The sequence below is a fragment of the Planctomycetota bacterium genome, assembly GCA_039182125.1.
GTDB lineage: Bacteria > Planctomycetota > Phycisphaerae > Tepidisphaerales > Tepidisphaeraceae > JBCDCH01.
The window spans coordinates 1-25,211 of record JBCDCH010000033.1; the positions used below are offsets into that span (position 1 = coordinate 1).

The window sequence follows — 25,211 nt, forward strand, 5'->3', positions numbered from 1 at the left end:
AGGCGCGCGACCTTCTCGTCCAGGTGCTTCGGCAGCACGTAGACGGCGTTGTCGTAGTTCGACGTGTTCTTGAACAGCTCGATCTGGGCGATCACCTGGTTGGTGAAGCTGTTCGACATCACGAAGCTCGGGTGGCCGGTGGCGCAGCCGAGGTTGAGCAGACGACCCTCGGCGAGAATTAGAACAGAGTGGCCGTCCTCGAAGGTGAACATGTCGTACTGCGGCTTGATGTTGGTGCGCGTGGTCATCTTCTTCAGCTCGGCCATTTCGATTTCGTTGTCGAAGTGACCGATGTTGCCGACGATGGCCTTGTCCTTCATCTTCGCCATGTGGTCGGCGGTGATGATCTTGTAGTTGCCGGTTGTCGTGATGAAGATGTCGGCTTCCTCGAGCGTGTCCTCGATCGGCTTGACTTCAAAACCTTCCATCGACGCCTGCAGGGCGCAGATCGGGTCGATCTCGGTGACGATCACGCGGGCACCCTGGCCCTTGAGCGACTGGGCACAGCCCTTGCCGACGTCGCCGTAGCCGCAGACGACCGCGACCTTGCCGCTGACCATGACGTCGGTCGCGCGGAACAGGCCGTCGATCAGCGAGTGCCGGCAGCCGTACATGTTGTCGAACTTGCTCTTGGTGCAGGAGTCGTTGACGTTGATCGCGGGGACGGCGAGCGTGCCTTCCTTGGCATACTTGACCAGGTTCTTCACGCCGGTGGTGGTCTCCTCGGTCACGCCCTTGCAGGTCTCGGCGGCCTTGACCCAGCGCTGGTTGTCGGCCGCGATGGTCTTGGCCAGGATCTTGAGGACTTCCTTGTACTCGGCGTTGTCGGTCGTTTCCGGGCCGGGGACGGCACCGGCCTCGGCGAACTCCTTGCCCTTGAGGATCAGCAGCGTCGCGTCGCCGCCATCGTCGACGATCTGGTCGGGACCCTGGCCGTCGCCGAAGTCGAGCATGCGCTCGGTGCAGGCCCAGTACTCTTCGAGCGTCTCACCCTTCCACGCGAAGCAAGGCACGCCCTGCGGGTTGTCGATCGTGCCGTTGGGCCCGACGACGACGGCCGCGGCGGCCTGGTCCTGGGTGGAGAAGATGTTGCACGAGCACCAGCGGACGTTGGCGCCCAGCTCGACGAGGGTCTCGATGAGCACGGCGGTCTGCACGGTCATGTGCAGCGAGCCGCCGATGTTCAGGCCCTTGAGCGGCTTGCTCGGCCCGTACTCCTCGCGGCACGCCATTAGGCCCGGCATCTCCTGCTCGGCAAGCAGCAGCTCCTTGCGGCCCCACTCGTGCAGCGAGATGTCGGCGATCTTGTACTCGAAGCCAGTGTCGGCGTTGATGGACTTGGTCGGTTCGGTGGCTAGTTGGGTCATGGTGTTGGGAAGTAGGTAGTTGGTAGAACTTAGTTGGTAGAGGTCGGAAGGTGCGACGCGACTGGTCGCGTCAGCTGAGGTCATTGAGGAAGGTTTGCGGGAGCAGTAGTGCTGTTAATCGTTTTCTTGTTCTGAATCTTCCTCATCGCATTGCCCCAAGACCCGAGCAACAGCAGTGCAGTGACAAGAACAACGGCAACGACTATCGCGAAAGTTATCCAGCCTCTGGCGTGACTCCGCTTTCCGTGTTTCGCCTTTTCATAGTCGAGCGGCTGGCTCACAAGCCTCCTTGGGTTGCCGTAGCGAGGAACAGGGCCGGCCCCTTTGCGTCGTCGGCCGGCGGCAAGGCGGTGTAGCTCATCGGCACGAGGCCGACGTCTTTCAAGGCTTCTCCGAGCATTTCCTCGCTGATGCCGGCGTGGACTTGGCCGAGTTGGTCGCGGATGTCGTCGCGGTCGTGGGGGAGCAGGTCGACGATGACGGCCTTGCCGCCGGGCTCAATCACGCGGGCCATCTCGGCCAACACGTCGGTCGGTTCGTCGAGGTAGCCGAGCACGAGCGAGAGGATGGCGGCGTTGGCTTCGCCGTCGGTGAGCGGGAGGTTTTCCAGGTCGCCGGTGCGGAGGTCGATGTTGTCGAAGTTCGCGGTGCGTCGGGCGGCGGCCTTGAGCATCTGGGCGTTGTTGTCGACGCCGACGGCGGTGTGGACGTTGCCGGCCAAGGCGGCGAGGGTCGAGCCGGTGCCGCAGCCGAGGTCGGCCACGACGTAATCAGCCGGCAACAGCGCGAGCAGGGCGGCGGTCTCCCAGCCGGCCCCGTAGTACTCGCTGCGGAGCCGATCCCATTCGCCGGCCTTGCCGCTGAAAAACTGCTTCGCCGCGGCGTTGCGTTCGGACAAGCGTGTCTTGAGCCGCAGGGCGTCCTGGCGGGTGGTGGCCCAGGCGTCGGTCTGGCCACGAGCGACGAGCCAGAGTTCGCGGGCGGGTTGTTCGAGTTCGTCGAGGACGGTGCGGTAGAGCCGGGTGGTGCCGCGTCGGCGTGAGCGGAGCCAGCCTTGGTCTGAGAGCACTTTCAGGTGCCGCGAGACGGTGGACTGGGGCATCTGCAGCACATCGCACAAATCGACGACGCCAAGCTCTTCACGCTCCAGCAGCCGAAGCAGCCGCAGCCGCGTCGGGTCCGAGAGCGAGCCCATCCAGCCCAGCAGGGCGTCGGGGGCGGAAGTTTTCGTCGCAAGGGCGGGCATGTCGTCAATCCGTTCATCCGGCTGAACGGATGAATGCTTGGAGCATAGCCGACCCAGTGGGCGCGGCAAGAGGTTTCTTTGAGGATTGAAACACGATTCGCCGTTGGGCGGGCGTTGGCTTTGCGGGAGGGTTTGGCGATGCCCGAGTACGCCCGATCCACACCCAAAGCCGATTCCCTGCCGTTGGCCGGCGGTCGCAAGGCCGCCCTGCAGCGCCTGCACGCCATCGACCCGGTCCGTTATGCCAAGACTCGCAACGGCCTTGACGGTGACGCGACACGGTTATCGGCCTACCTCCGCCACGGCTGCCTGAGCCTCGCCGAGTGCCGCGACCACGCGTTGCAGAACCACAAACGGCATCAGGTCGAGAAGTTCATCAACGAGCTCGGCTGGCGGGATTTCTACCAGCGGGTGTGGGACCATGTGGGCGACAAGGTGTGGAAGGACCTGGAGCCGTGGAAGACCGGGCATGGGCCGGGCGATTATGCGGACGAGTTGCCCGAGGACATCCTGAACGCCGAGACCGGCGTTGATTGGGTCGACCACTTCGCCCGCGAGCTCCACGAGACGGGCTACCTGCACAATCACGCCCGCATGTGGATCGCCGCCTACGTCGTCCACGCCCGGCGCGTGAAATGGCAAGCCGGTGCCGAATGGTTCCTCGAACACCTGCTCGACGGTGACGAGGCGAGCAACAGCCTCTCGTGGCAGTGGGTCGCGAGCACCTTCAGCCACAAGCCCTACATTGCCAACCGCGGCAACGTGGTGAAGTACAGCGGCGACCGCTTCGACACCCACGCCAAGAACGACCCCACCGACAAAAGCTACGAACAGCTCAACGACGATTACTTCACGAACGGCGAAGGCGGCGACGGGCAGAACGTGAACTGGAAGGTCGATGTCGAGCCGAGCCAGCAGACGACCAGCGGCGACGTCGCCCTCGTCTGGGACGACGCCCTGCGCGAGACCAACCCCGCGCTCGAAGCCACCGGCGGCAAAGGCGTCTTCATGTGGAACGCCAACGGTTGGACCGACAAGCGCAAGACCTTCGTCGATCAATGCCTGGCCGAACTGCCCGGCGTCGAGGTCGTCGACGAGTTGCCCAATGCGAAACTCGTCACCCTCCGCAGCCCCGACCCGGCCCACAAAAAGCTCGTCGAGCAGCACCACATCGCCGTCATCGACGACGAACCCTTCGCGGCTATCGACGGCGTCGTCGACCTCAAACGATTCTCGCGCTACTGGAACAAAGCCAAGAAAGTGGTGTGAGCATGAAGCCGAGGGATGAGTCTGCGAATCCCCGGATCGAACGCGCGTCCGGCCACGATCCGGGGATTCGCAGACTCATCCCTCGGCTTCAGTCGTTTTCCCAAACTGCTCCGCATACCACGCGACCGTTTTTCGCATCCCATCATCGAAGGGTACGACCGGCTCGTACCCCAGCACCGATCGGCTGTGCTCGAGGTCGGCCAGTGAGTGCATCACATCCCCGGCACGCTCCGGGCCATGCACGGGCGTGAGTTCCGACTTGCCGATGAGCCGGGCCATGGTTTCGGCCAAGGCGTTGATCGTGTGCCGCACGCCGGTGGCGACGTTGAACAGGCCGCCGTTGAGGCGACCATCGAATCGTCCTGCCAACAGGTTCGCGTGGGCGACGTTGGCAACGAACGTGAAGTCCCGGCTCGCGGTGCCGTCGCCGTAAATCTTCGGATGCTCGCCGTTGAGCAGCGCCTTGGCGAACGCCGCGACGACACCGGCGTAGGCGCTGTCGGCCTTCTGCCGCGGGCCGAAGATGTTGAAGTAACGCAGGGCCGCGGTGTCGAGGTCGTAGCAGTGGGCGTAGCTGCGGACCAGCTCCTCGCCGGCGAGCTTCGTCGCGGCGTACGGACTACGCGGAGCGGGCGGCATCGTCTCGACCTTGGGCAGAACTTCGCTGTCGCCGTAAGCGCTGCTGCTGGCGGAGTAGACCACGCGCTGCACCCCGCCGAGCCGGGCGGCTTCGAGGACGTTGAGCGTGCCGGTGGCGTTGACGGTGTGATACTCCGCCGGGTGCAGCACGCTCCGCGGCACGCTGACCAACGCGGCGAGATGAAACACCGTCCGCCGACCCATCGCCGCGTCTTTGACCGCGTCCGCATCCAGTAGATCGCCTTCGATGAGTTCGACCCCGTCGGGCAGGTTGTCGCGATCGCCCTCGCTGAGATTGTCGAACACCCGCACGTCCGCCCCGAGCGCGACGAGCGCTTCGCTCAGGTGCGACCCGATGAACCCCGCACCCCCGGTGACCAAGACCGGCACGCCCGCGAACGCCTCCCCATGAAGTTCCGACCAGAAGTCCGGCTGCATGGGGAGAAGCATAGTCGGTAGTTGGTAGAACTTAGTTGGTAGACCTGCTTCGATGCGTCCTGCGGTCTCGCTAGCAGGTCTACCAACTAAGTTCTACCAACTACCAACGCTCCCCCATGCACGCCCTCCACGTCACCCCGCATGTCTCCCGTCTCGGTGGCGGTGTGTGGAGTGTCGTGCTTGATCTTGCCGGTCGGCGGGGCGACACGGTGGTCGGGATGGAGGACGGGTTCGACGACGCCGGGGAGATCGAGGCGGTGCGGCTGCGTCGGCGCGGGCCGAGGATGTTCGCGTACATGCCGGCGCTTCGGCGGACGGTGGCCGACCGTGTTGGGGATGGCGTCGTGCATCTCCACGGCGGGTTGCGGATGCTCGCCAACGTGTCGGCCCTGCGCGGGGCACGCGACGCAGGCGCCCCGGTCATTCTCAGCCCGCACGGCTCGCTCTATCCGCAAATGCTCGCCAAGCATCGCGGCCGCAAGGCGATCGCGAGTGTCCTCTACGACCGCAAGCTGCTCGAAAGCGTTGACGCGTTTCACGCGACATGCACGGCCGAGCTGGAGACGATCCGTGCCGCCGGGCTAAAGCAACCGGTAGCGGTGGTCGCGCCCGGCGTCGACGTGCCGGCGTCGGTCGAGCCGATGACCGGCGAGCGGACGCTGCTGTACCTCGGACTATTCGATCGGAAGAAGGGACTGCTCCGATTGGCCGAGACGTGGCGGAAGCTGCGCGGTCAGTTTCCCGACTGGCGATTGGTCCTTGCAGGCCCGGATCAGGATGGCCACATGGCCGAGGTCCGCGTGGCTCTGGGCGACGCACCCGCCGAGATGCCCGGCGCGGTCTACGGCGACGCAAAGGCCGCGCTGTTCAATGCCGCCGACGTGTTCGTCCTGCCCAGCGATTGGGAAAACTTCGGCGTCGTCGTCGGCGAAGCCCTCGCCCACGCCCGCCCCGTCATCGCCCCGGCCAACAGCCCGTGGGACTGGCTCGGCAAGGAAAACGCCGGCTGGCAGGTCGACGCGACGAACTTGGAGCCCGTCCTCCGCGAAGCCCTCGGTGCTGGACGCGAGACGTTATCGGCCATGAGTGAGCGCGGCCGGACCGTCGTGGAAAGGGAATATGCCTGGCCCGTGGCACTGGATCGTTTTGCGGAAACCTACGCCTGGCTGCGTGGCGGGCCTCGGCCGTCGTTCGTTGATCACGTATAGCGCAGCTCCCTGCCCTTCCACCCAAGTTCGCCACGCTAACCGCCGACGAACGTGGTAGGGTGTGTGCGTGCATGCGGGGGACCCCAACGTTGATGACCAGCCCAAGCCGATGTCTCTGAGCGTCCTGATCCAAACGTTCAACGAGGAGTTGAACCTGCCCCACACGCTGGCGTCGCTGGCGGGGTGGTGCGATGAGGTGTTCGTGGTCGACTCCGGCAGCACCGACCGCACCCGCGAGATCGCCGAGTCGTTCGATGCCAAGTTCGTGCATCACGACTGGGAGGGCTACGCCGGGCAGAAGAACTGGGCGCTCAAGAACCTGCCGATGACCGGCGACTGGGTGTTGATCATCGACGCCGACGAGGCGGTGACGCCGGAGCTGCGGGACCTGATCGTCGAGATCGCATCGGGCAACGCCGAGAAGCCCGAGGTTGCCGGGTACTACATCAACCGCCTGTTCATCTTCAACGGGGCGAGCATCCGCCACTGCGGGTACTACCCGAGTTGGAACCTGCGCCTCTTCAAGCGCGGCACCGCCGAGTACGAGGACCGCCTCGTCCACGAGCACATGGTCGTCGACGGCCCGGTCGACTACCTGCCCCGCGCCAAGCACCTGCTCCACGAGGACCGCCGCGGGCTCGAGCACTTCTACGCAAAGCACAATCGCTACTCGACGCTCGAAGCGCGGCAGATGTACGACGAGCCGGAGGATTGGCCCGGCGGCAACTTCTTCAAGAACCGCATTGTGCGTTTGCGGTTCATCAAGAGCCGGGTGATGCCGTGGGTGCCGTTGCCGTGGCTTTGGCGATTTCTTTACATGTACATCATCCGCCTGGGCATCCTTGACGGCCGCGCGGGCCTGGGCTTGAGCAGTGCGATCGCGGTGTACGAGCACATGGTCCACGCCAAGTTCCGCGAACTCAAACGCCTCAAGGACAGCGGCATCTGGACCGAGCAGGGCCTGGCTACCGGCGAGGGCGGCGTCGCGGTGCAGCGCATCTCCGAAGCCGACCGGCGTTTCGCGCTCGACGACAACGTCCCCGACGAACTCCCTGAAGTTGCTGTCCACGGCAACGGGGCCGCCACCAACGGCACCACGTCGCGCGGCGCTAAGCAACTGCAGACCCGGCCGTATCGCCCGCAGGTCCGCCGTGTTCCGCAGCTGGGCAACGACGACGTCGCCGCCAAGAGCCCGTGGACCTTCGGCCAGAACGTCAAACGCGTTCTCTGGATGGCGACCCAAGGCACCGCGTTTCGCCTGAGCTTTCACAACTGGTACGGCTGGCGGCGTTTTCTCCTGCGGCTCTTCGGCGCCGAGATCGGCAAGCACGTCCGCGTGCGCCCCTCGGCCCACATCGAGATCCCCTGGAACGTCGAGATCGACGACCACGCCATGGTCGGCGACTCGGCCATCCTCTACTCGCTCGGCAAGATCACCATCGGCAAGCGCGTGGTCATCAGCCAATACGCGCACCTGTGTGCCGGAACGCACGATTTCAACGATCCGGAGTTCCCGCTGTTGCGTCCGCCGATCACGGTCGGGGACGAGGCGTGGGTCGCGGCCGACGCGTTCGTCGGGCCCAACGTCACGATCGGTGACCGCGCGATCGTCGGTGCGCGTTCGAGCGTGTTCAAGAACGTCCCCGACGGCAAGATCGCCGGCGGCAACCCCGCGAAGATTCTCCGTGACCGCGAACCGGCGAAAGAGATCGAAGACGAGGAAGAGACCGACAAGGTCGCCGAACCCGAAGCAGTGCATGCCTGACCTGTACGTCAAACTCCGCAACACGCTCCGTGGCCTTGGGATCAACCGCATCGCCGCACGCATGGCTCCCGACTTGCCGGTCACACGCGATGTCGCGCACATCGGGAAGTTCACGTTTTCCGTGCGGCGTCACCGCTGGCTGCTGGGCAAAACGCCCTTCCGCGGCCACGCCCCGGTGCTCGGGCTGTTCCATCACATGACTCGGCCCGGCGACACGTTTTACGACGTCGGCGCGAACATCGGCTACTACGCCCGGTACACGCTGGCGAAGCTTGACGTGGCGAAGCTGATCGCGTTCGAGCCGTTCACGCCCAACCGACAGTTGTTGGAGAAGAACCTCGCCGACGAGCCGCGTGCCCGGGTCATCGCCGATGCCGTGGGGGACGTGACCGAGGAGGGCGTGGAGCTGCAAGTCGATGACATGGCCGGCGGCAGCGCGGTGCTCACGAAAGTCAGTGGCGGGGAGGCGTCGATCGGTCGGGCGAATCTCGGGCTCGGTGCCAAGGCCGACACCGTTCGGCTGGTGACGCTCGACGATCTGCGGCGCGAGGACCCGACGCTCCCGCCGCCGAACGTGATCAAGATCGACACCGAGGGGGCCGAGCATCTGGTCCTCGCCGGCGCGGAGCAGACACTGGCCGAGCACAAGCCGCGGCTGATCCTCGCCAGCCACGGGGCCGGCCGGGCGGCGTTGATGCTTGCGCAACTGCAACGCCTCGGCTACCACCTGGCCGGCTGGGATGACCACGGCACTTGGCGGCTCATGGAAACCGCCGAGCAGATGGGCAACAACAACTGCATCGCGAGCGTGGAGCGGGCCGACATCGAGACCGAGCCGGCTCACGCGAACGTTTGAGCGAAAACTTTCATTTTGGGTAACCCGAACTTACGCCGTACGGTTTCGCCACGCTATCGTACGGGCCGATGGCAACGAGCGCGCCCGATCCGACCAAATCCATCCGCGTCCGTGGGGCGGCCGAGCACAATCTCAAATCGATCGACCTCGACATCCCCCGCGACAAGCTCACCGTCGTGACCGGGCTCTCGGGCAGTGGCAAGTCGACGCTCGCGTTCGACACGGTCTACGCCGAGGGGCAACGCAAGTACATGGAGTCGCTGAGCGCATACGCCCGGCAGTTCCTGGATCAGCTGCAGAAGCCGGACATCGAGAGCATCGACGGCCTGCCGCCGACGATCGCCATCGAGCAGCGCGGCTCCTCGCACAACCCGCGCTCCACCGTCGCGACCACGACGGAGATCTACGACTACCTGCGCGTGCTCTTCGCGCGGGCGGGGACTCCGCACTGCTGGGAATGTGGGCGGGTGATCTCTTCGCAGTCGCCGAGCCAGATCGTCGATGACGTGATGAAACGACCCGCCAAGACCAAGCTCATGGTCATGGCCCCTCTGGTTTCGCAGCAGAAGGGCGAGCATAAGGAAACCTTCGGCGCGATCGTCAAGCAGGGCTTCGTCCGCGCCCGCGTCGACGGCGAGATCATCGACATCAAGGACGGCGACTTCCCCAAGCTCGCCAAGACCTACAAGCACGACATCGCCGCCGTGGTGGATCGCATCGTGCTGAAGGACGAGATCCGCTCCCGCCTGGCCGACAGCGTCGAGACGGCCCTGCAACTCACGCGCGGCAACGTGATCATCACCGTCGAGGAAGATGGCGAGTGGGTCGACCACCTCTACTCCGAGCACTTCGCTTGCCCGGACCATCCGCATGTGAGTTTGCCCGAGCTCGAGCCGCGGCTGTTTTCGTTCAACTCACCGCAGGGCGCTTGCGAGTCTTGCCACGGTTTGGGCACGACGTTCAAGTTCGACCCGGACATGGTCGTGCCCGACCCGGACCTGTCGCTGGAGAACGGCGCGGTCGAAGGCTGGCGGCGTAACGGCAAGCGGATGAACATCTACTACGCCCGGGTGCTGCGGACCTTCTGCCGGGAGTTCGGCGTGGACTACCACGCGCCGTTCAAGGACATGACCAAGGCACAGAAGGACGCCTTGCTCTTCGGCACCAACAAGAAGGGCATGCGGTTCGAGGGCGTCATCCCGAACTTGCAACGCCGCTTCGAGTCGACGGATTCCGACTACGTCAAGCAACGGCTCAACAGCTACATGTCCGAGCAGCCGTGTCCGCAGTGCAATGGCAAGCGGCTGAAGACCGACGCGCTCTCGGTCCGGCTCAACAGCACCGGCGAGAAGCCCGCCAAAGCCCCCAAGGGCGACACGACCAAACTGCCGGGCCATTCCATCGATGACCTGACCCGCATGAACGTCGTCGATGCGCTCGAGTTCTTCGACAACCTCCGTCTCAGCGAGGAGGGCGAACTGATCGCCGCGCCGATCCGCAAGGAAGTCGCCTCACGCCTCGGCTTTCTCAACGACGTCGGACTCGGCTACCTCAATCTCGCCCGAAAGACCGGCTCCCTCTCCGGCGGGGAAGCCCAGCGCATCCGCCTTGCCACCCAGGTCGGCTCCAAACTCGTCGGCGTCTGCTACGTCCTCGACGAACCGACCATCGGCCTGCACCAGCGTGACAACGACCGACTGATCAACACGCTGCTCGCCCTGCGCGACATCGGCAACACCGTGCTCATGGTCGAGCACGACGAGGACTGCATCCGCGCCGCCGACCACCTCATCGACATCGGCCCCGCCGCCGGTGCCCACGGCGGCAACGTCGTCGCCCAGGGCGACATGCCGGGCGTGCTCACGCAGAACCACTCGGTCACCGTTCAATACCTCACCGGCGAGAAGTTCATCGCCACCCCCGAGCAACGCCGTAAGCTCGACAGGAAGAAGTGCATCGAGGTTAAAGGCGCGAAAGCCAACAACCTCAAGGACGTCTCGGCCAAGTTCCCCCTCGGTGGCTTCGTCTGCGTCACCGGCGTCTCGGGCTCCGGTAAATCCACGCTCGTCAACCAGACGCTGCTCCCCGCGCTCAAGCGCAAGGTCTACGGCTCCCGCGTCAAACCCGGCCAACACAAGTCGCTCACCGGCGCCGGTCAGGTCGACAAGGTCATCGAGATCGACCAGTCGCCCATCGGCCGCACCCCGCGCTCCAACCCCGCGACCTACACCGGCAGCTTCGACGAAATCCGCAAGGTGTTTTCGCAAACCCGCGAGTCCAAGCTCCGCGGCTACAAGCCCGGCCGGTTCTCGTTCAACGTCAAGGGCGGCCGGTGCGAGGCGTGCCAGGGGCAGGGCCAGAAGCTCATCGAGATGCACTTCCTGCCCGACGTGTACGTCGAGTGCGAAGCTTGCCACGGGGCCCGCTACAACCCCGAGACGCTGGAGGTGAAGTACCGCGGCAAGTCCATCGCCGACATCCTCGCGATGACCATCGAGGAGGCCTGCGAGTTCTTCGAGAACTTCCCCGCGATCCATCGCATGCTCAAAGCGCTCAACGACGTCGGCCTCGGCTACGTCCGCCTCGGCCAGCCCTCCACCCAGCTCTCCGGCGGCGAGGCCCAGCGCGTCAAGCTCGCCAGCGAGCTCGGCAAGAACCCGACGGGCCACACGTTCTACGTCCTCGACGAACCCACCACCGGCCTGCACTTCGAGGACATCCGAAAGCTCCTCGACGTGCTCGATCGCCTGGCCGATCTGGGCAACACGGTCCTGGTCATCGAGCACAACCTCGACGTGATCAAGTGTGCCGACTGGATCATCGACCTCGGCCCCGAGGGCGGCGACGGCGGCGGGACGATCATCGCCGAAGGCACTCCCGAGGACGTGGCCAAGCTGACCAAGGCGAGCTTCACGGCCAAGTACCTGGCCCCGATGCTGGCCAAGCGATCCAAGCCCAAACACAAAGCATCGGCGTAAGGTGAACTCATGCGCATCGTCGTGACAGGTGGAAGCGGGCGGATCGGGTCGGCCCTGGTCGAGCGTTTGCATGCCGACGGCCATGACGTGTTGAACCTCGATGTGCGCAAGCCGCCGGCCGACGCGCCGAGCCCTTGGCGATACGTGGAACTTGCCGACCGTGCCGCGCTTCAGCCGCTGCTCGAAGGCGCGGACGCGGTGGCTCACCTGGGCGAGTTGCCCGATGCGTATCGCGACACGCCGACCGGTGTGTTCACCCGCAACACCGCCGCCGGCTCGACCGTGTTGCAAACAGCGTCCGATCTCGGCATCGGGCGTGTCGTTTACACCAGCAGTTGCCAGGTGTACCGCTACTTCGGTGCTGATGAGAAGAAGCCCGCGCCGGCGGTGATTCCGTTCGACGAGACCCACCCGGTCGAGCCACCCAACCCTTACGGCGCGTCGAAGGTCGCCAACGAAACTTACGCCCGTTACCTCGCGCAGAACGCTGGTCTGTCGGTCGCGGCGTTGCGGTTGCCGGGCGTCGTGCGTAATGACAGTTGGTGGTTCCGCCAGCGTCGTAACCTTGATCGGCCGATCGAAGATTTCGCCGAGTACGGCACCTACATCATGATCGACGATGTGACCGACGTGTTCGCCCGTCTGCTCGAAACGCCGCGACCCGGCTTCGAGGCCTACCACGCCGCCGCGGTCGACAACGTCAGCCCGTTCACGCTGGCCCAACTCGCGGCGCACAACGGTTACGCCGGGCCGGCCGTTCCGGATGACGCGGCCAGCCTCTTCGATTGCTCCAAGCTCCGGGAGCACGTCGGCTGGGTGGCGCGGAAGACGGCCGACGAGGTGTTCGGTCCGCGTGGTGCGAAATCCGAATGAGCGTTGGTTTGACGAAGCATTGATGTTTGTGCATGGTTTCGGCGACCGGGTCGCGCAGGCCCGGCACGTTGGGGAAGGAACCGAAGTACCTATGCCGATGATGCTCCATCACGGGATCGAAGAACTGCAAGAGCGGATGGCCCGCATGGCCGCCCGTGTGACGCAGTCGGTCGAGCGCGCGGTACGAGCGGTGATCGACGGCGACCCGGGGCTGGTGAAGAAGATTCATAAAGCCGATGCCCGCATCGACGTCGAAGAGGTCGCAGTCGAAAAGCAGGCGATCAACCTGCTGGCCTTGTTCCAGCCGGCCGCGACGGACCTGCGCTTGCTCACGACGATCATCAAGGCCAACGCCGATTTCGAGCGGATCGGTGACTGCGCGGTCAACATCGCCCGCAACGGCCGGCCATTGATCAAGGCCCGAGACAACGGTGAGGACGTCGACCTCCCGCCGTCGCTACGTGAACTCGCGGCCGGCGCGGAGAAGTTGCTCGGCGACGCAGTTCGGGCGTTTAATCTGCAAGATGAGATGGCTGCTCAGGACGTCATCGACGGCGATGAGCGGCTCGACGCGCTCTACCACGACACCGTCCAGAGCATGCTCGCTCGCATGCCCACCGACACCGAAGGCCTCGATCAGGCGGGCAAGGATCGCCGGATGAGCCAGGACTTTTCGATCATTCTGATCGCCAAGAGTCTCGAACGGATCGGCGACCACTGCACCAATATCGCCGAGGACGTGATCTACATCGCCAGCGGTGAGATCGTCCGCCATCGCCGCGGTGGATGAGGCACGCTTGTCCGTTGCCGTGGCTGCGCCTAACGTCGCCGTCCCCGAAAGCGAGCCACCATGAAGAAGGAAATCCACCCCAACTACCGCGAAGTCGTGTTCCAGGACCCCGGTGCCGGCTACAAGTTCGTTAGCCGTTCCTGTGCCCCGTCCAACGACACGATCGAGCACGAAGGCAAGGAGTATCCGCTGATCAAGGTGGACATCTCCAGCGCCAGCCACCCCTTCTTCACCGGCAAGCAGACCTTCGTTGACACCGCCGGTCGCGTGGACCGCTTCCAGAAGAAGTTCGGCAACTACAAGAGCAAGTTCGGGAAGAAGTCCTAGCACTTCGGCCGAGACCTAAGCCTTGGCCGAGGAGCGCGTACCCACATGACATCTCAACGTCCCTGCCGCAAGCCCCCGTCAATCCGCGGCGGGGGCGTTGTGCTTTTGCTCCTACTGGTCATCGGCTGTTCCAAGCAGGCTCCGCCCCTGACCGCACAGCAGCAAGCCGCCACCCGGGCGGCGACCCAGACCGCGGCGGGGCAGTACATCGACAATCTCGAAGCCGTCGCGACTCCGCCCGTCGGCTGGGCACTCGACGACGTCAAAACCGGCGACAACTACATTCACTACGTCTGGCTCAGCCCCACCGGTAAGACTGCTTATGGCATCGTCCGCTTCACCCCGCCGATCTACGTCTGGGCCAACGAGTTCGGCCACAACGCGGCGTTCAACTTCGGCTTCAAGCCGGCGATGAAAGACGATCAGGGATACGTCAAGGTGCTCGATAAATCCTGGGACGGCGAGGCGCGCATGCTCGTGTTCGAGGTCGAGGGCGGGACGTACACGACCCGCAACCATTTTCGCGTTCGTGGCCGGCGGGGTTGGACGGTCTACGCCGGGACGTTCACGGGTGAGACGCCGATCGCCGAGGAACTGGCGTTGGCGATCGAAGCTCGCAATGCGACGACCGTGGCGGAGTAAACCGTGCAGCGGAGCAACGCGGCTATGCATTCTCGTTACATCGTAGCTGCGCTGCTCCCCAACGCGGCTTGTAGGGCTTCGACGTGCTTCGCCGTCGCCCCGCGTTGTTCGAGGACCACCTGTCGGGCACGCAGGGCAAAGTCGTCGTCGTGACTCAGCGGCCAATCCACGGCGGCCATGATCGCAATGGCCGACGGCGTGCCACCGTCTTTGCCGACAACGGTACGGATCGCGCGCGATTCCTTGAACGCCGTCATCGCTGCCGCAAAGTTCTGGGTCCACGGGCCGACGACGACATGCCTGCCCAGCGCCGCTGGCTCGATCATATCGCTGCCACGCTGACTCACCCCAAGGTCCACCAGCGTCCGACCAACCAGTACCACGTCCGCCAGCGCGTACCACTTGCGCAACTCGCCCATCGTGTCGCCGAGAATGACCGCTTGCGGATTGTCGACAGGTGTCGTTCGCCGGCTCAGCGAGAAACCGGTCTTCTCGATAATCCCTGCCACCTCTTCAAAACGCTGCGGATGCCTCGGAACGATCACCAGTCGCAACGCCGGTCGTTGTTCGAGCAGTTTTCGGTAGGCATCGAGCACGATCGTTTCCTCCCCCGGCCCCGTGCTCCCGCACACCCACACGGGACCGTCGCCCAAGCCCATCACCTCGAGCAACTCATCGACACCTTCGGGTGCTTCGGTGCTCGCGGTGTCGAACTTCATCGAGCCGACCACCTCGACATTCGGGCAACCGACCGCCGTGAACCGCTCGGCGTAGGTCGCCTCCTGGGCGAGCACCCTGTCGATCTTGCGGAACATCGGCTTCGCCAGCGGCCCGAGTCGGCGGTAGCCCTTGTAGCTCTTGGTCGTCATGCGCCCGTTGCCCACGAGGACGGGGATGCCTCGGCGGTGGCATTCGCCGATGAAGTTGGGCCAGACCTCAAGCTCCATCAGCATCACCACCGACGGCCGCAGCCGATCGAGGAATCGCCGGACGTACTTCGACAGGTCCAGCGGAAAGCGCACGCACCGCACCCGTGGCTCTTCGCCGAAGAGCCGTTGCACATGGGCAAAGCCCGTCGTGGTCGTCGTCGAGACCACGACGTTGAGTTCGTCTTGCTCGGCGAGTAGCCGCCGTATCAGTTCCGCCGTCGCCGCGGCTTCCCCGACGCTGACGGCGTGGATCAACACGCAAGGGCCGTTGATCGGCGCGACATCACCATTCCGCTCCGCCAACGCTTCGGCCGCCTTGGCCCGCCACGTCGGATGTAGCTTCGCCCCGAGAAGCAGCGGGGCGTAGACCATGTCGGCAAACGTCGGCACGGCAAGAGGGTAGCGAGGTGTAGAAACGTCTTGACATTCCTGCCAACTTTCGCGCCGATGGCACGTCAGAGCCACTATGCCGAGAGCCCTCTGCTACGCGCGGACACCACGGCCTAATCGTCTCATCCAGCGGGTGGCAGTTGTCTTGCTACTGCTTGTAACAGGCCAACTCATTTGGTGGTTCGGCTGGTCCCAGGTTCGCCCGGCATTTACGCAGTGGCAGGAGCGACGTCAGATCGTCGGGAATGCCCGCAGTAATGCCAATGCGGATTGGGATCGTGGCGAAGCCGCCGCGCTCTGGACGGAAGTGTCGAGGTCGATCGTCGAGTTCGATACGACTGTCTACCTCGATGCCGAAACAGGCTTACCGACGCTCGCGCCGGTCGACTGGGCTCCGAGTTGCATGGGCTCGTGGCGTGATCCGCTCTATGTCGAAACTTACCAAGCGACAATCAAAGAGAGATCGGCCGATAGGGCTCCGCCCAACGCTCGGCTTGAGTGAGTGCATCGGTTCGGGGACCTATTCGCGGAGTTATCCGAAAGTGACGCAGTGCCGATTGCCGAAAACAACGTGCCGTTGATCTGCCAGTTTCAAGCGTGGAGTCATCCCGACCATGTTTGGTTTGCCGTGCGGCCGCTGGATGAGCCGGAAGCGACGATTTACGTCGTTGCGCTGATGGATGAGGATGCCCCGGCTTTTGTCGAGTGCTTCCTTTTCGACGCGGTCCACGAGAACATCCTTGCGGTGGCAGAAGGTCGGTTGGATGAACGCACGGTTTCGGAGTTTGGGCTGCGTTAGCTCATCTCACACCACGTACAGCCGGTGTTCCTTGATGTAGTCGTTCACGGCACCGGGGACGAGGTAGCGGATGCTCATGCCGGTGCGAAGGCGTTCGCGAACGGTCGTGGCGCTGATCTCGATGCGTGGGGTCAGGGCGGCACGCTGCTTGAACTCGTCCCACGGGGCAGGGATGCTCGACCAGTCGATCGCGTGTTCGGGGCGGCGCATGACGTGAAAGCGGACGCGGTCGGGCAGGCGCTCGGCGTTGTTCCACTTCGGTAGCGTCGGGAGCTGATCAGCCCCGATGAGCCAGTCGATCGGCAGGCCCAGCGTCTCGCCGAGGACCCCGGCGGTGGCGTAGGTGTAACTGGGACCGTCGCGGCGGAGTTCGACGTCACTGACCTCGAACATGCGATCGACGGCGACGGCGGCCTTGCACATGGCCAGGCGGTGTTCGGCGAGGGCGAGGTCCGGGTCGTCGCGGTGGGGTGGCCGGCCTGAAGGGATGAGCACCACCCTGTCAAAGCCGAGCGCCTCGGCGGCAGCCCGGGCACAGATCAAATGTCCCAGATGGATGGGATTGAACGTACCGCCAAAGTGCAAGCGGCGCGGGTTGGCATGCTTGCGATGGGTGCCGGCTCCGGGGGCCGTGGCCGGCACAGGCGTTGCCCCCGTCGGAGTCGGTGCGACTGCACTGGGCTCGCCGACTTTCGCGGACCTCGGGCCGGTAGAAGGATTGGAGTTCGCGGGGGGCACTATCCGATTCTACAGGCTCACGGAAAATTAGAAGAAATCTGGCGGTGACGTGAATAGTCCTTGACGCGCCCGCACCGCCCTGTATGTTGCTCAACCGCTTCCCGCCAATCGGCAGGCCCGTATTTTCTCGGACGGCCGATTGGCGACACAAGGAAGCACTGCCCAACGGTCCAGCTGGCGTTATCAACCTCGATGTTGCTAACGGTGGTCGGCTCGGGGGGTCTGACTGTGTGCGGCGAGGTGTGCTGGCGACTGCCGGCTCCGTCGTTGCCCCGGCCAGAACGACAGTCCGACGGGCGGCATGTCCGCCAGTTCGCGACGCGTTGTCAGCGCTGCTCGGCACATCTGAAACGCCCGATCGCCCCGGCGGCCCCGTTTTTAGCGGCCCAGGCACCTATTGGGACAAAAAGATGTGAGAACGATGGATTCGGCTTCGGGCCGGCGTGTCGTTTGCACCACGCGGCGAAAACACAGTTTGGCCCCCACCGGTCATGCAACCCGCGACCGAACAGGGTGTATGAAGTAGGTGAACGCTTGCCGATGCCGATGGCCGAACTTGGCCGTGCTCAAGCGTTGTCGCTTTCCATCCCGGCGGCCCGAGATCGAGACCCGATCGGCGGAGCCATTACATCCTCGAGCAGTCGACGACCCGTTCCATGTGTTCGGCGGGGCGACGCCGCTCAACCTCGCAGACGCCGGCCCGGCCGACGTTTCCAAGTGAGGCACGAATGGTCCTCGCCAGCCCGGCGGGAACGTTCGGCATCACCCGCGATTGTGAAAAACCGACCGCACGACGCGGTCGTATGACGATGAGAAGGAGCCTCCCCATGGCAACTGAAACGAAAGAACAGGCCGAGACTATGGCCACTGAAAACAAAGATAAGAAGTCCCATCCTGTGCCGCGTCTGCTGCGCGCAAACGCGGAGCGTGTCCTTGAGATCGAGTACGATTTCATGGACTCCGAAGTATTCGCTCAGCGTGGCGTGGAAAAGGCGCTCTTCGAGGTCGAGGACTCCGAGAAGGCGCTGCCGTTTACCCGGTGGTACCAGCCGACCCGCGACGAGGCGTTCGAGGGCGAGAAGGACCTGGGCCAGCCGCAGCTCATGAAGCCCGCGGAAGAGAAGCTCATGTTCCTCCGCTTCAACTACGCCAAGAAGAAGCTGGGCATCCTCCAGCGTCGCGTGAAACGTAAGGGCTTGGACAAGAAGACCGCCTCCGAGTTGGTCGAATGGGACCGCAAGTTCGAGCACTACCGCGAGTACCTGGTCCGCACCAACCTCGCGCTGGTGCTGGCGATGGCCAAGCGGACGCGTCTTGGCGATGTCGACTTCGCCGAGATCGTCTCCGAGGGCAACATGGCGCTGATCCGGGCCGTCGATAAGTTCAACGTCGACAAGGGTTTCAAGTTCAGCACCTACGCCTGCCGGGCGATCCTCAAGGCGTTCAGTCGGACCGCCATGAAGCACTCGCGTCACCGCCAGCGCTTCCCGGTCGAGTTCGAGCCGGACCTCGAGAAGTCCAACTGGGACGAGGTTCGTCGCGAGCTGGTCGAGGACGACTGCGTCGATGAGCTCAAGACCATCGTGGATGAGAACCTGGCCGATCTTTCCGACGTCGAGCGGACCGTGCTCAAGCGCCGGTTCAACTGGGCCCAGGAAGAGGATGCCCCGCTCACCCTCGAGCAGGTCGGCCGCATCATCGGTGTGACCAAGGAGCGTGTCCGTCAGATCCAGAACAAGGCACTGGTGAAGATCCGTGCCCGCATGGAAGACGGCGTGCTCCGTAACCGCCCCGAGCCGCAGGCGGCGACCAAGACCGAAGAGCCGGTGTTGGTCTAACCGACGGTCATCTCAATCAAGTAGGAAAAGCCCTGCGTCCTGTGACGCGGGGCTTTTCCGTTGCGGTCATCCGGCGCGGGTGGCGATGAAAAACAGCCGACGGAAGGGGAACAGCACCGATCCGTCGGCTTGCTGCGGGTAAGCGGCATGGATGCGCTGCGTGTAGGCGTTCAGGAAGTCGTCTTGTTGACCGTCACGCAAGGCTTGCAGAAACGGCCGTAGGCCGCTGCCGCGAATCCAGCGGACGATGTCGTCGGGGCCGTCGAGGACGTGGATGTACTCCGTCACCCACAACTCGACGTCGGCGTGCGGCGTGAGGATGTCGAAGTAGTCACTCGGCTCGCGAATCTCGAACGTGTCGGCGAGGTGCTGCAAGTCGTCCGCCCACGGTCCGTCGGCGATCGTTTGGTGGATCGCTTGATGGACCGCGGTGTGCGTGTGCGTCGGAATCTGGGCCGCGAGTTGCCCGCCGGGGACGAGGCATTCGACCAGCCGGGGCAGCAGGGCGTCCTGCCCGTGCACCCATTGGAGCGCGGCGTTGGAAAAGATCAGGTCGAACGGCTCCGTCGGTGCCCAGTCGTTGATGCTCTGGTGTACCCACTTGGCATCGACGTCCGACGCCCGGGCCGACTCGATCATCGCCGCGTCCACATCCACGCCTACGAGCCGCGCGTCGGCACCGAGGTGTCGTCGCAGGTGTCGCGTGGAGTTGCCCGGTCCACAGCCCAGATCCGCCCCCCGTCGCACCGGGCGGTCCGCGAGCCGGTGCAGCAGATCAAGCACGGGCAACTCACGTTCGCGCTCGAATCGCAGGTACAGGTCGGGATTCCAGTCGGGGTTCGCCATGTGCGATTCGCCAACGGTCGGCGCGCAGGGGTGATCTGGAACGGGTTACTGCCCAGTCGGAGGCCCAAAGAACGACGCCTGGTACTCGTACCAGTGGCGGGTCGTGTCGTCGGTCTGTTCGCTGACGTCCACGTTGCCTTTTCGATCGCGGGAGTGTTCAAACGATGTCGACCGCTCGATCGTGCTGGTGACGTACTCGTAGGTGTAGAAAACCGCATCGGCACCGAGCTGACGGGCGGCGTCGGCGGCGGTCTTGTCCCGCAGCGGACGCGCCGCCACCGCGGTGGACGTCCCGAGCAGGCTGCGATCACCACGCGCACGATCCATCGCGTCGACGAACTTCGCCATCGCGACCGGGTTACGAACATCCGCCCCGACGACCAACACCGGTGCGTCTTCCGCGAGGGCAGGCATCGACTGCCCGGTGTAGCCAGTGACGAGGGGGTTGGCGCAACCGCCCGAAAAGATCAACGCCAACAAAGCCAAGACGAATGAAACTCGCATCGCCGAATGCTACCAAACGAATCAACCGTCCGACATCCGCGGCTCACCACGGCTTCTGCGTAAACCCATCGCCTTCGCCGAGGAACTCGATGCGGTTGCCGAACGGATCGTCGGTGTGAAAGCGGCGGCGTTCGGGCGTGAGCGTGTCCCAGTCGACGCGGTGCCCGGCGTCGGCGAGCGTGTCGGCCATCGCGTCGAGGTCGGGCACGATCAGGGCGGGGTGGGCTTTGCGTTGCGGGGTGAAGTCGTCTTCGACGCCGACGTGGATGTGCACAGGGCCGGAGACGAACCAGCAACCGCCGCGGTCGGCCATGAGCTTGGGCTTGGGTACTTCCTCCATGCCGAGCACACCGGCGAAGAACGCACGGGCCTTGTCTTCCTCGCCCTGCGGCATCGTCAGCTGCACGTGGTCAATCGCGATCATGGTCTGGCTCGGGGGTGGGCTCATGGCGAGAACTCCTCGGCGAGCATCGCAAACATCACATGATCCTGCCAGTGGCCGGCGATCTGGAGGTACTTTTTTGCCAGCCCTTCGCGGCGGAAGCCCAGTCGTTCGGCGAGGCGCATGCTCGGTTTGTTCGAGGGGATGACGTTGGCCTGGATGCGGTGCAATCCACTCGCAAAGCCATGGCGGAGCAGGGCGGTCGTCGCCTCGACGGCGATGCCCCGGCCGATCGCGTCGGCGGCGACGTTCCAGCTCGCATATCCGCTACGCAGCGGGCCCATGACAATGTTGGCGATGTGGAAAAACCCGACAAGCCCACCATTCTCGAACGCGGCGTAGCGCAGCCCGTTGCGGTCGCGCTTCGTAGCGGCGAGGCGGTTCAGCCAATCGTCAAAGAGCCGGTCGGGTCGCATGGAAAGATGCTCGGCCGGAAACCACGGCCGGAAGTGTTCGCGGCCATCGGTCCAGACCCGTACGAACTCCGCCCGGTCCGACACGCCCAGCGGCCGGAGTGTCAGCCGGTCGGTCGTGAGCGTCGGATGCTTCACGGATCGACCACCCGGCTTCGGACGTGCCGCGCGACGGGCGCGTCCTTGCCGCGCTTGCCGCTCGCGAGTGGTGGCGGTTGCATCATCGCCGCCATGCTCGTGAACCAGCTCGCGCCGAACACCGCGCCCGTGAGGTAGCGGCCGTCGGTGTGCGGGCGGACATGACGCACTTCGCAGAGCATCTCCAGATCACGCTTGCCGTCACGCGGCACCTTGATGTCGAAGCTCGAACCTTTTGTCAGCTCCATGTCCAACAGCACCGCGATGCCCTCGCGGCTCAGGTCCCAGACCTCGGCGACTAGCGAACGCTTCGCCCCCGAGTTGTCGAAGGGCAAGACAAGAACTGATTCCGATGTCCGTACTCGCGGGCTGCGGCGTTGGCCGTCGTCGGGGTCCTTGCCGTAAATCGCCTCGACAAGTTCGTCGAGGCGTCGCTCCGAAAGTTCGACGCCTTTGGACACGGTCGGATGATACGCGGGCCGGTCGGGCCGTCGCAGGCAAGGCAGGTCAACGGACGCGAGCCAGGATAAAGCCGTCGAGGCCTTTGGCACCGGCGGTTTGCAAGGCGGTGGCGTCGAGCTGCGGGTTGGCCGCGATTGCATCGAAGAGTTGTTGCATCCCGATCACGTCGGGCGTGTCGCCGTCGATGATCCGGCCTTGGCGAAAGGCGTTGTCGACCACGATCACGCTGCCGCTGCGGGACAAACGCAGGGCGTGTTCGAGGTACACGACGCAGTTCTCTTTGTCGGCGTCGATGAACGTGAGGTCGATCGGCCCATCGGTGACCGGATCGAGCTTGGCGAGTGTGTCGATGGCTTGGCCGATATGAACTTCGACTTGATCCAAGACGCCAGCGTCTTGGAGGTTGTCGCATGCGACTTCGGCGTGGGTCGGGTCGATCTCGAGAGTGATCAACTTGCCGTCGGGTGGCAGGGCGCGGGCGAGGCAGATGGTCGAGAAGCCGGCCAAGGTACCGACTTCGAGGATTCGCTTAGCACCGACAATCTTGGCCAGAACGGTCAGGCCGTGCCCCTGCAGCGACGAGACGGCGATGTCCGGCAAACCGGCGTCGGCGGCACGCTGTGCCGCTCGATCCAGTACTTTGTCGCCCAGCCCGAGCCGGTCGACTGCCCAGGCGTCGAGTGTCCGTTGCTCGTCGTCGCTCATGGCACCCTCCGTTGAGTGACGTTGTCAGACTTCCATCACCTCGTCGGTCTTGTGCTTGACGTTCTCGGTGACCTTAGCCTCGCGCTCGTCGATGAGCTTTTGCACTTCTTCCTTCCCGTGCTTGGCGTCGTCCTCGGTCAGGAGGCTTTCCTTTTCCTCGGCGTCGATGTGCTTGTTGGCGTCGCGGCGGGTGTTGCGCAGGCTGACCTTGGTGCGCTCGCCGAGGTCCTTGACCTGGGCGGCCATTTGCTTGCGGCGCTCGGTGCTCATCGGGGGCAGGTTCAGGCGGACCTGCTTGTCCTCGATCATCGGGTTGAGGCCGAGGTTCGATTCGTCGATGGCTTTCTTGATCGCCGCGGCGTCCTGCGGGCTGAACGGGCGGATCAGGATCTGCGTCGGTTCGGGAATGGTGATCGCCGCGATGGATTTCAGGTCTGTCGGGCTGCCGTAGTAGTCGACGCGCACGTTTTCGACCAGCGCGGGCGAAGCGCGGCCGGTGCGAATGCCGCGCAGTTCCTGGTGGAGGTGGTCCACCGCTTTGTCCATCGCTTCTTCAGCTTCCAGCAGGATGTCGTCGAGGGGCATGTTGGGAAAGTCCTTAGTTGGTAGAGCCTAGAGCTTAGTTACTTGCTTGGTTGCTCGTGGCGGTGAACGTACCACCTCCAAGTTCCAAGCACTACCTCCTACCAGCTCAGACCCCCACCGTCGTCCCGATCGTCTCGCCCTTGACGACCTTGAGAATGTTCCCGGGAACGCCCATGTCGAAGACGATGACCGGCATCTCGCGTTCCTCGCACATGGTGAACGCGGCCATGTCCATGACCTTGAGCCGCTTGTCGATCGCTTCGGTGTAGGTGAGGTTGTCGAACCGCTTGGCGTCGGGGTTGGTCTTGGGGTCGCAGTCATAAATGCCATCGACCTTGGTCGCTTTGAGCAGGGCGTCCGCTTCGATCTCGGCGGCGCGGAGTGCGGCGCAGGTGTCGGTGGTAAAGAACGGGTTGCCCGTGCCGGCCGCGAGGATGATCGCCCGGCCCTTTTCCAGGTGCCGGATCGCCTTGCGACGGATGAACGGCTCGCACACTCGGCTGATGCTGATTGCCGACATCACCCGGACACTCATCTCGTCGCCGGGGTACAACGTCTCCATCGTCTCCTGCAGGGCCAGTGCGTTGATGACCGTCCCGAGCATGCCCATGTAGTCGGCGGTGGTACGGGGGAAGGTGCCGTCCTGGGTGAATTGGGCACCGCGGATGAAGTTGCCGCCGCCACAGACGATCGCGAGCTCCGCGCCGGCCTTCTGCACGTCGACGCACTGCTGGGCGATCTTGTGGAGCTGGTCCCGATCAATACCGAAGCCGCCTTCGCCCGAGAGGGATTCGCCGGAGATTTTCAGCAACACGCGGTTGTACTTGATCGGATGGTCCATGGCCGAATGGTAGCGAAAGGGACGATGGCGGGAACCAAGCCCGTTTCGGCAGACGGCGACCGCTACTGTGGTGCATGCGACCCATTCTCATCGGATATCGCGGTAGCGGAAAGACGACCGTCGGCCGACTGTTGGCCGAGCGGTTGGGCTGCGGCTGGGTCGACACCGACGCGATCATCGAGCAGGACGCCGGCCGAACCGTCGTCGAACTGTTCGAGGACGAGGGCGAAGCACTGTTCCGAGACCGCGAAGGCGACGCACTGCGTGAGGCGTTGCAGATGCCCGAGACCATCATCAGCCTCGGCGGCGGGGCGGTGACGTTCGAGCCGAGCCGTGAGATGCTCAAGCTCTCCGATCGGCCGCGGGTGTATCTGCAATGTACGGTCGAAGAACTCGCCCGCCGGATCGAGACCGACACGTTCAAACGCCCCGCGCTACACGGCACCGACGCCGCGAGTGAAGTCGCAACCGTGCTCGAGCAACGCCTTCACCTTTACGATGCCGTCGCGACCCACACGATCGACGTGACCCACCACACCCCCGAGCACATCGTGACACAGATCGAGCGGTTGCTGCGACAGTGAGAATGCACCAAGCAGCCGGGCGATTACATCGCCCTGGCCACGACGGCTCCGTTTGACACGGAAACGACCGAACCGAGACTGAGCTCGATGCGTCGCCGCATGATCACGCTCCACGCTTACGGCACATGGATGCCCGATAAGCCGAAGGGTTTTGCCCATCGGCAACACGGACTTCTTCCGACAAACCGAGGTCTCGCCGGTGCCTACCGCAAGAATCAAGCCGAAGCGACCGTCTACCTCAACGGCGACATGCAGCGAATGTTGATCGAATCGAGCTTGGACTCGATGGGTTTTCTCGACACGACCCCACTCGTCATCGCAACCGAGCCGACGCATCTTCACATCGTTTTCGCATGGGGTCATGAACGCGATGGTGCTGCTCTCGCGCGGTCGATTCGCTTACGATTGACGCGAGACTTGAATTTGGCGTGGGGACGACGGGCAGCTTGGTGGACGGCGAAGGGTCGGCTCTCGCCGGTGAAGGATGATGCGCACCTCGCGTACCTTCGGTCGGAGTACCTGCCGAGCCACCGTGGGTGGAAGTGGGACGGCGAGCGTGGGCTGTATCGGTAGTCGTCGCGGCGAGGGCGATGTAATCG

General features: G+C 64.3%; 27 protein-coding genes. 14 read left to right on the forward strand and 13 right to left on the reverse strand.

Annotation, left to right across the window (positions count from 1 at the left end; translation table 11 throughout):
• Together ahcY and AAGD32_10125 are read right to left on the reverse strand one after the other, a co-directional pair.
• Positions 1 to 1,367 (reverse strand): adenosylhomocysteinase (gene ahcY / locus AAGD32_10120; protein MEM8874602.1); only part of this gene is annotated, 1,367 nt, incomplete at its 3' end.
• Between the two features lie 277 nt (positions 1,368 to 1,644).
• Entirely contained in the window at positions 1,645 to 2,613 is a 969-nt protein-coding gene (locus AAGD32_10125; GenBank protein ID MEM8874603.1) for a metalloregulator ArsR/SmtB family transcription factor, read from the reverse strand.
• Positions 2,614 to 2,751: 138 nt separating this feature from the next.
• Here AAGD32_10125 and AAGD32_10130 point away from each other — a divergent pair, with 138 nt between their 5' ends.
• Complete coding sequence (locus AAGD32_10130; GenBank protein MEM8874604.1) at positions 2,752 to 3,882, forward strand: FAD-binding domain-containing protein; 1,131 nt, start codon at positions 2,752 to 2,754, stop codon at positions 3,880 to 3,882.
• 75 nt (positions 3,883 to 3,957) lie between these two features.
• On the opposite strand, the gene AAGD32_10135 is transcribed toward AAGD32_10130, so the two are convergent.
• Positions 3,958 to 4,959, reverse strand: coding sequence for an NAD-dependent epimerase/dehydratase family protein (locus AAGD32_10135; protein ID MEM8874605.1), 1,002 nt, complete (start codon positions 4,957 to 4,959; stop codon positions 3,958 to 3,960).
• A 116-nt stretch (positions 4,960 to 5,075) separates the two neighbouring features.
• Here AAGD32_10135 and AAGD32_10140 point away from each other — a divergent pair, with 116 nt between their 5' ends.
• The 8 genes from AAGD32_10140 (at position 5,076) to AAGD32_10175 (ending at position 14,398) form a co-directional block, all read left to right on the forward strand.
• Entirely contained in the window at positions 5,076 to 6,167 is a 1,092-nt protein-coding gene (locus AAGD32_10140) for a glycosyltransferase (protein ID MEM8874606.1), read from the forward strand.
• Positions 6,168 to 6,234: 67 nt separating this feature from the next.
• Complete coding sequence (locus tag AAGD32_10145) at positions 6,235 to 7,932, forward strand: WcaF family extracellular polysaccharide biosynthesis acetyltransferase (protein ID MEM8874607.1); 1,698 nt, start codon at positions 6,235 to 6,237, stop codon at positions 7,930 to 7,932.
• A complete protein-coding gene (locus AAGD32_10150) occupies positions 7,925 to 8,788 on the forward strand; it encodes an FkbM family methyltransferase (protein MEM8874608.1) in 864 nt (287 codons plus the stop codon). Before AAGD32_10145 ends, AAGD32_10150 begins: the two co-directional genes overlap by 8 nt.
• Before the next feature lie 68 nt (positions 8,789 to 8,856).
• Positions 8,857 to 11,766 (forward strand): excinuclease ABC subunit UvrA, encoded by a 2,910-nt coding sequence (gene uvrA / locus AAGD32_10155; GenBank protein ID MEM8874609.1) that lies wholly within the window; start codon positions 8,857 to 8,859, stop codon positions 11,764 to 11,766.
• 9 nt (positions 11,767 to 11,775) lie between these two features.
• Positions 11,776 to 12,639, forward strand: coding sequence for an NAD(P)-dependent oxidoreductase (locus tag AAGD32_10160; GenBank protein ID MEM8874610.1), 864 nt, complete (start codon positions 11,776 to 11,778; stop codon positions 12,637 to 12,639).
• 97 nt (positions 12,640 to 12,736) lie between these two features.
• A complete protein-coding gene (phoU, locus tag AAGD32_10165) occupies positions 12,737 to 13,429 on the forward strand; it encodes a phosphate signaling complex protein PhoU (GenBank protein MEM8874611.1) in 693 nt (230 codons plus the stop codon).
• Between the two features lie 60 nt (positions 13,430 to 13,489).
• Positions 13,490 to 13,756 (forward strand): type B 50S ribosomal protein L31, encoded by a 267-nt coding sequence (locus AAGD32_10170; GenBank protein MEM8874612.1) that lies wholly within the window; start codon positions 13,490 to 13,492, stop codon positions 13,754 to 13,756.
• A gap of 99 nt (positions 13,757 to 13,855) precedes the next feature.
• The gene (locus AAGD32_10175; GenBank protein ID MEM8874613.1) at positions 13,856 to 14,398 is read left to right on the forward strand and encodes a hypothetical protein; all 543 of its coding nucleotides are present in this window, start codon (positions 13,856 to 13,858) and stop codon (positions 14,396 to 14,398) included.
• A gap of 35 nt (positions 14,399 to 14,433) precedes the next feature.
• Here AAGD32_10175 and AAGD32_10180 read toward each other — a convergent pair whose 3' ends face one another.
• Entirely contained in the window at positions 14,434 to 15,717 is a 1,284-nt protein-coding gene (locus AAGD32_10180) for a glycosyltransferase N-terminal domain-containing protein (protein ID MEM8874614.1), read from the reverse strand.
• Positions 15,718 to 15,850: 133 nt separating this feature from the next.
• Between AAGD32_10180 and AAGD32_10185 the strand changes: the two genes are divergently transcribed.
• Together AAGD32_10185 and AAGD32_10190 are read left to right on the forward strand one after the other, a co-directional pair.
• The gene (locus AAGD32_10185; GenBank protein ID MEM8874615.1) at positions 15,851 to 16,219 is read left to right on the forward strand and encodes a hypothetical protein; all 369 of its coding nucleotides are present in this window, start codon (positions 15,851 to 15,853) and stop codon (positions 16,217 to 16,219) included.
• Between the two features lie 48 nt (positions 16,220 to 16,267).
• Positions 16,268 to 16,516: a hypothetical protein gene (locus AAGD32_10190; protein MEM8874616.1), complete on the forward strand. Its 249-nt coding sequence runs from the start codon at positions 16,268 to 16,270 to the stop codon at positions 16,514 to 16,516.
• A 6-nt stretch (positions 16,517 to 16,522) separates the two neighbouring features.
• Here AAGD32_10190 and nadD read toward each other — a convergent pair whose 3' ends face one another.
• On the reverse strand, positions 16,523 to 17,158 hold the full coding sequence (gene nadD / locus AAGD32_10195) for a nicotinate (nicotinamide) nucleotide adenylyltransferase (protein MEM8874617.1): 636 nt from the start codon (positions 17,156 to 17,158) through the stop codon (positions 16,523 to 16,525).
• 1,049 nt (positions 17,159 to 18,207) lie between these two features.
• On the opposite strand from nadD, the gene AAGD32_10200 reads away from it, so the two are divergent.
• Entirely contained in the window at positions 18,208 to 19,092 is an 885-nt protein-coding gene (locus tag AAGD32_10200; protein MEM8874618.1) for a sigma-70 family RNA polymerase sigma factor, read from the forward strand.
• 66 nt (positions 19,093 to 19,158) lie between these two features.
• On the opposite strand, the gene AAGD32_10205 is transcribed toward AAGD32_10200, so the two are convergent.
• The 8 genes from AAGD32_10205 to pyrH all read right to left on the reverse strand — a co-directional run bounded on the left by AAGD32_10205 (position 19,159) and on the right by pyrH (position 24,028).
• On the reverse strand, positions 19,159 to 19,938 hold the full coding sequence (locus AAGD32_10205) for a methyltransferase domain-containing protein (protein MEM8874619.1): 780 nt from the start codon (positions 19,936 to 19,938) through the stop codon (positions 19,159 to 19,161).
• Between the two features lie 45 nt (positions 19,939 to 19,983).
• Positions 19,984 to 20,442 carry a hypothetical protein gene (locus tag AAGD32_10210; protein ID MEM8874620.1) on the reverse strand — a complete coding sequence of 153 codons (459 nt, stop codon included), beginning with the start codon at positions 20,440 to 20,442 and terminating at the stop codon, positions 19,984 to 19,986.
• A 43-nt stretch (positions 20,443 to 20,485) separates the two neighbouring features.
• Positions 20,486 to 20,890 carry a VOC family protein gene (locus tag AAGD32_10215; GenBank protein ID MEM8874621.1) on the reverse strand — a complete coding sequence of 135 codons (405 nt, stop codon included), beginning with the start codon at positions 20,888 to 20,890 and terminating at the stop codon, positions 20,486 to 20,488.
• Entirely contained in the window at positions 20,887 to 21,435 is a 549-nt protein-coding gene (locus AAGD32_10220; protein MEM8874622.1) for a GNAT family protein, read from the reverse strand. Before AAGD32_10220 ends, AAGD32_10215 begins: the two co-directional genes overlap by 4 nt.
• Positions 21,432 to 21,896, reverse strand: coding sequence for a PilZ domain-containing protein (locus AAGD32_10225; protein ID MEM8874623.1), 465 nt, complete (start codon positions 21,894 to 21,896; stop codon positions 21,432 to 21,434). Before AAGD32_10225 ends, AAGD32_10220 begins: the two co-directional genes overlap by 4 nt.
• Positions 21,897 to 21,942: 46 nt before the next feature.
• The gene (locus tag AAGD32_10230) at positions 21,943 to 22,602 is read right to left on the reverse strand and encodes an O-methyltransferase (protein MEM8874624.1); all 660 of its coding nucleotides are present in this window, start codon (positions 22,600 to 22,602) and stop codon (positions 21,943 to 21,945) included.
• Positions 22,603 to 22,626: 24 nt separating this feature from the next.
• Positions 22,627 to 23,187, reverse strand: coding sequence for a ribosome recycling factor (gene frr, locus AAGD32_10235; protein MEM8874625.1), 561 nt, complete (start codon positions 23,185 to 23,187; stop codon positions 22,627 to 22,629).
• Positions 23,188 to 23,293: 106 nt separating this feature from the next.
• Entirely contained in the window at positions 23,294 to 24,028 is a 735-nt protein-coding gene (gene pyrH / locus AAGD32_10240) for a UMP kinase (protein ID MEM8874626.1), read from the reverse strand.
• 74 nt (positions 24,029 to 24,102) lie between these two features.
• Here pyrH and AAGD32_10245 point away from each other — a divergent pair, with 74 nt between their 5' ends.
• The gene (locus AAGD32_10245) at positions 24,103 to 24,612 is read left to right on the forward strand and encodes a shikimate kinase (protein ID MEM8874627.1); all 510 of its coding nucleotides are present in this window, start codon (positions 24,103 to 24,105) and stop codon (positions 24,610 to 24,612) included.
• 87 nt (positions 24,613 to 24,699) lie between these two features.
• Positions 24,700 to 25,185, forward strand: a complete 486-nt coding sequence (locus tag AAGD32_10250; GenBank protein ID MEM8874628.1) for a hypothetical protein — start codon at positions 24,700 to 24,702, stop codon at positions 25,183 to 25,185.
• The last annotated feature ends 26 nt before the right edge of the window (positions 25,186 to 25,211 follow it).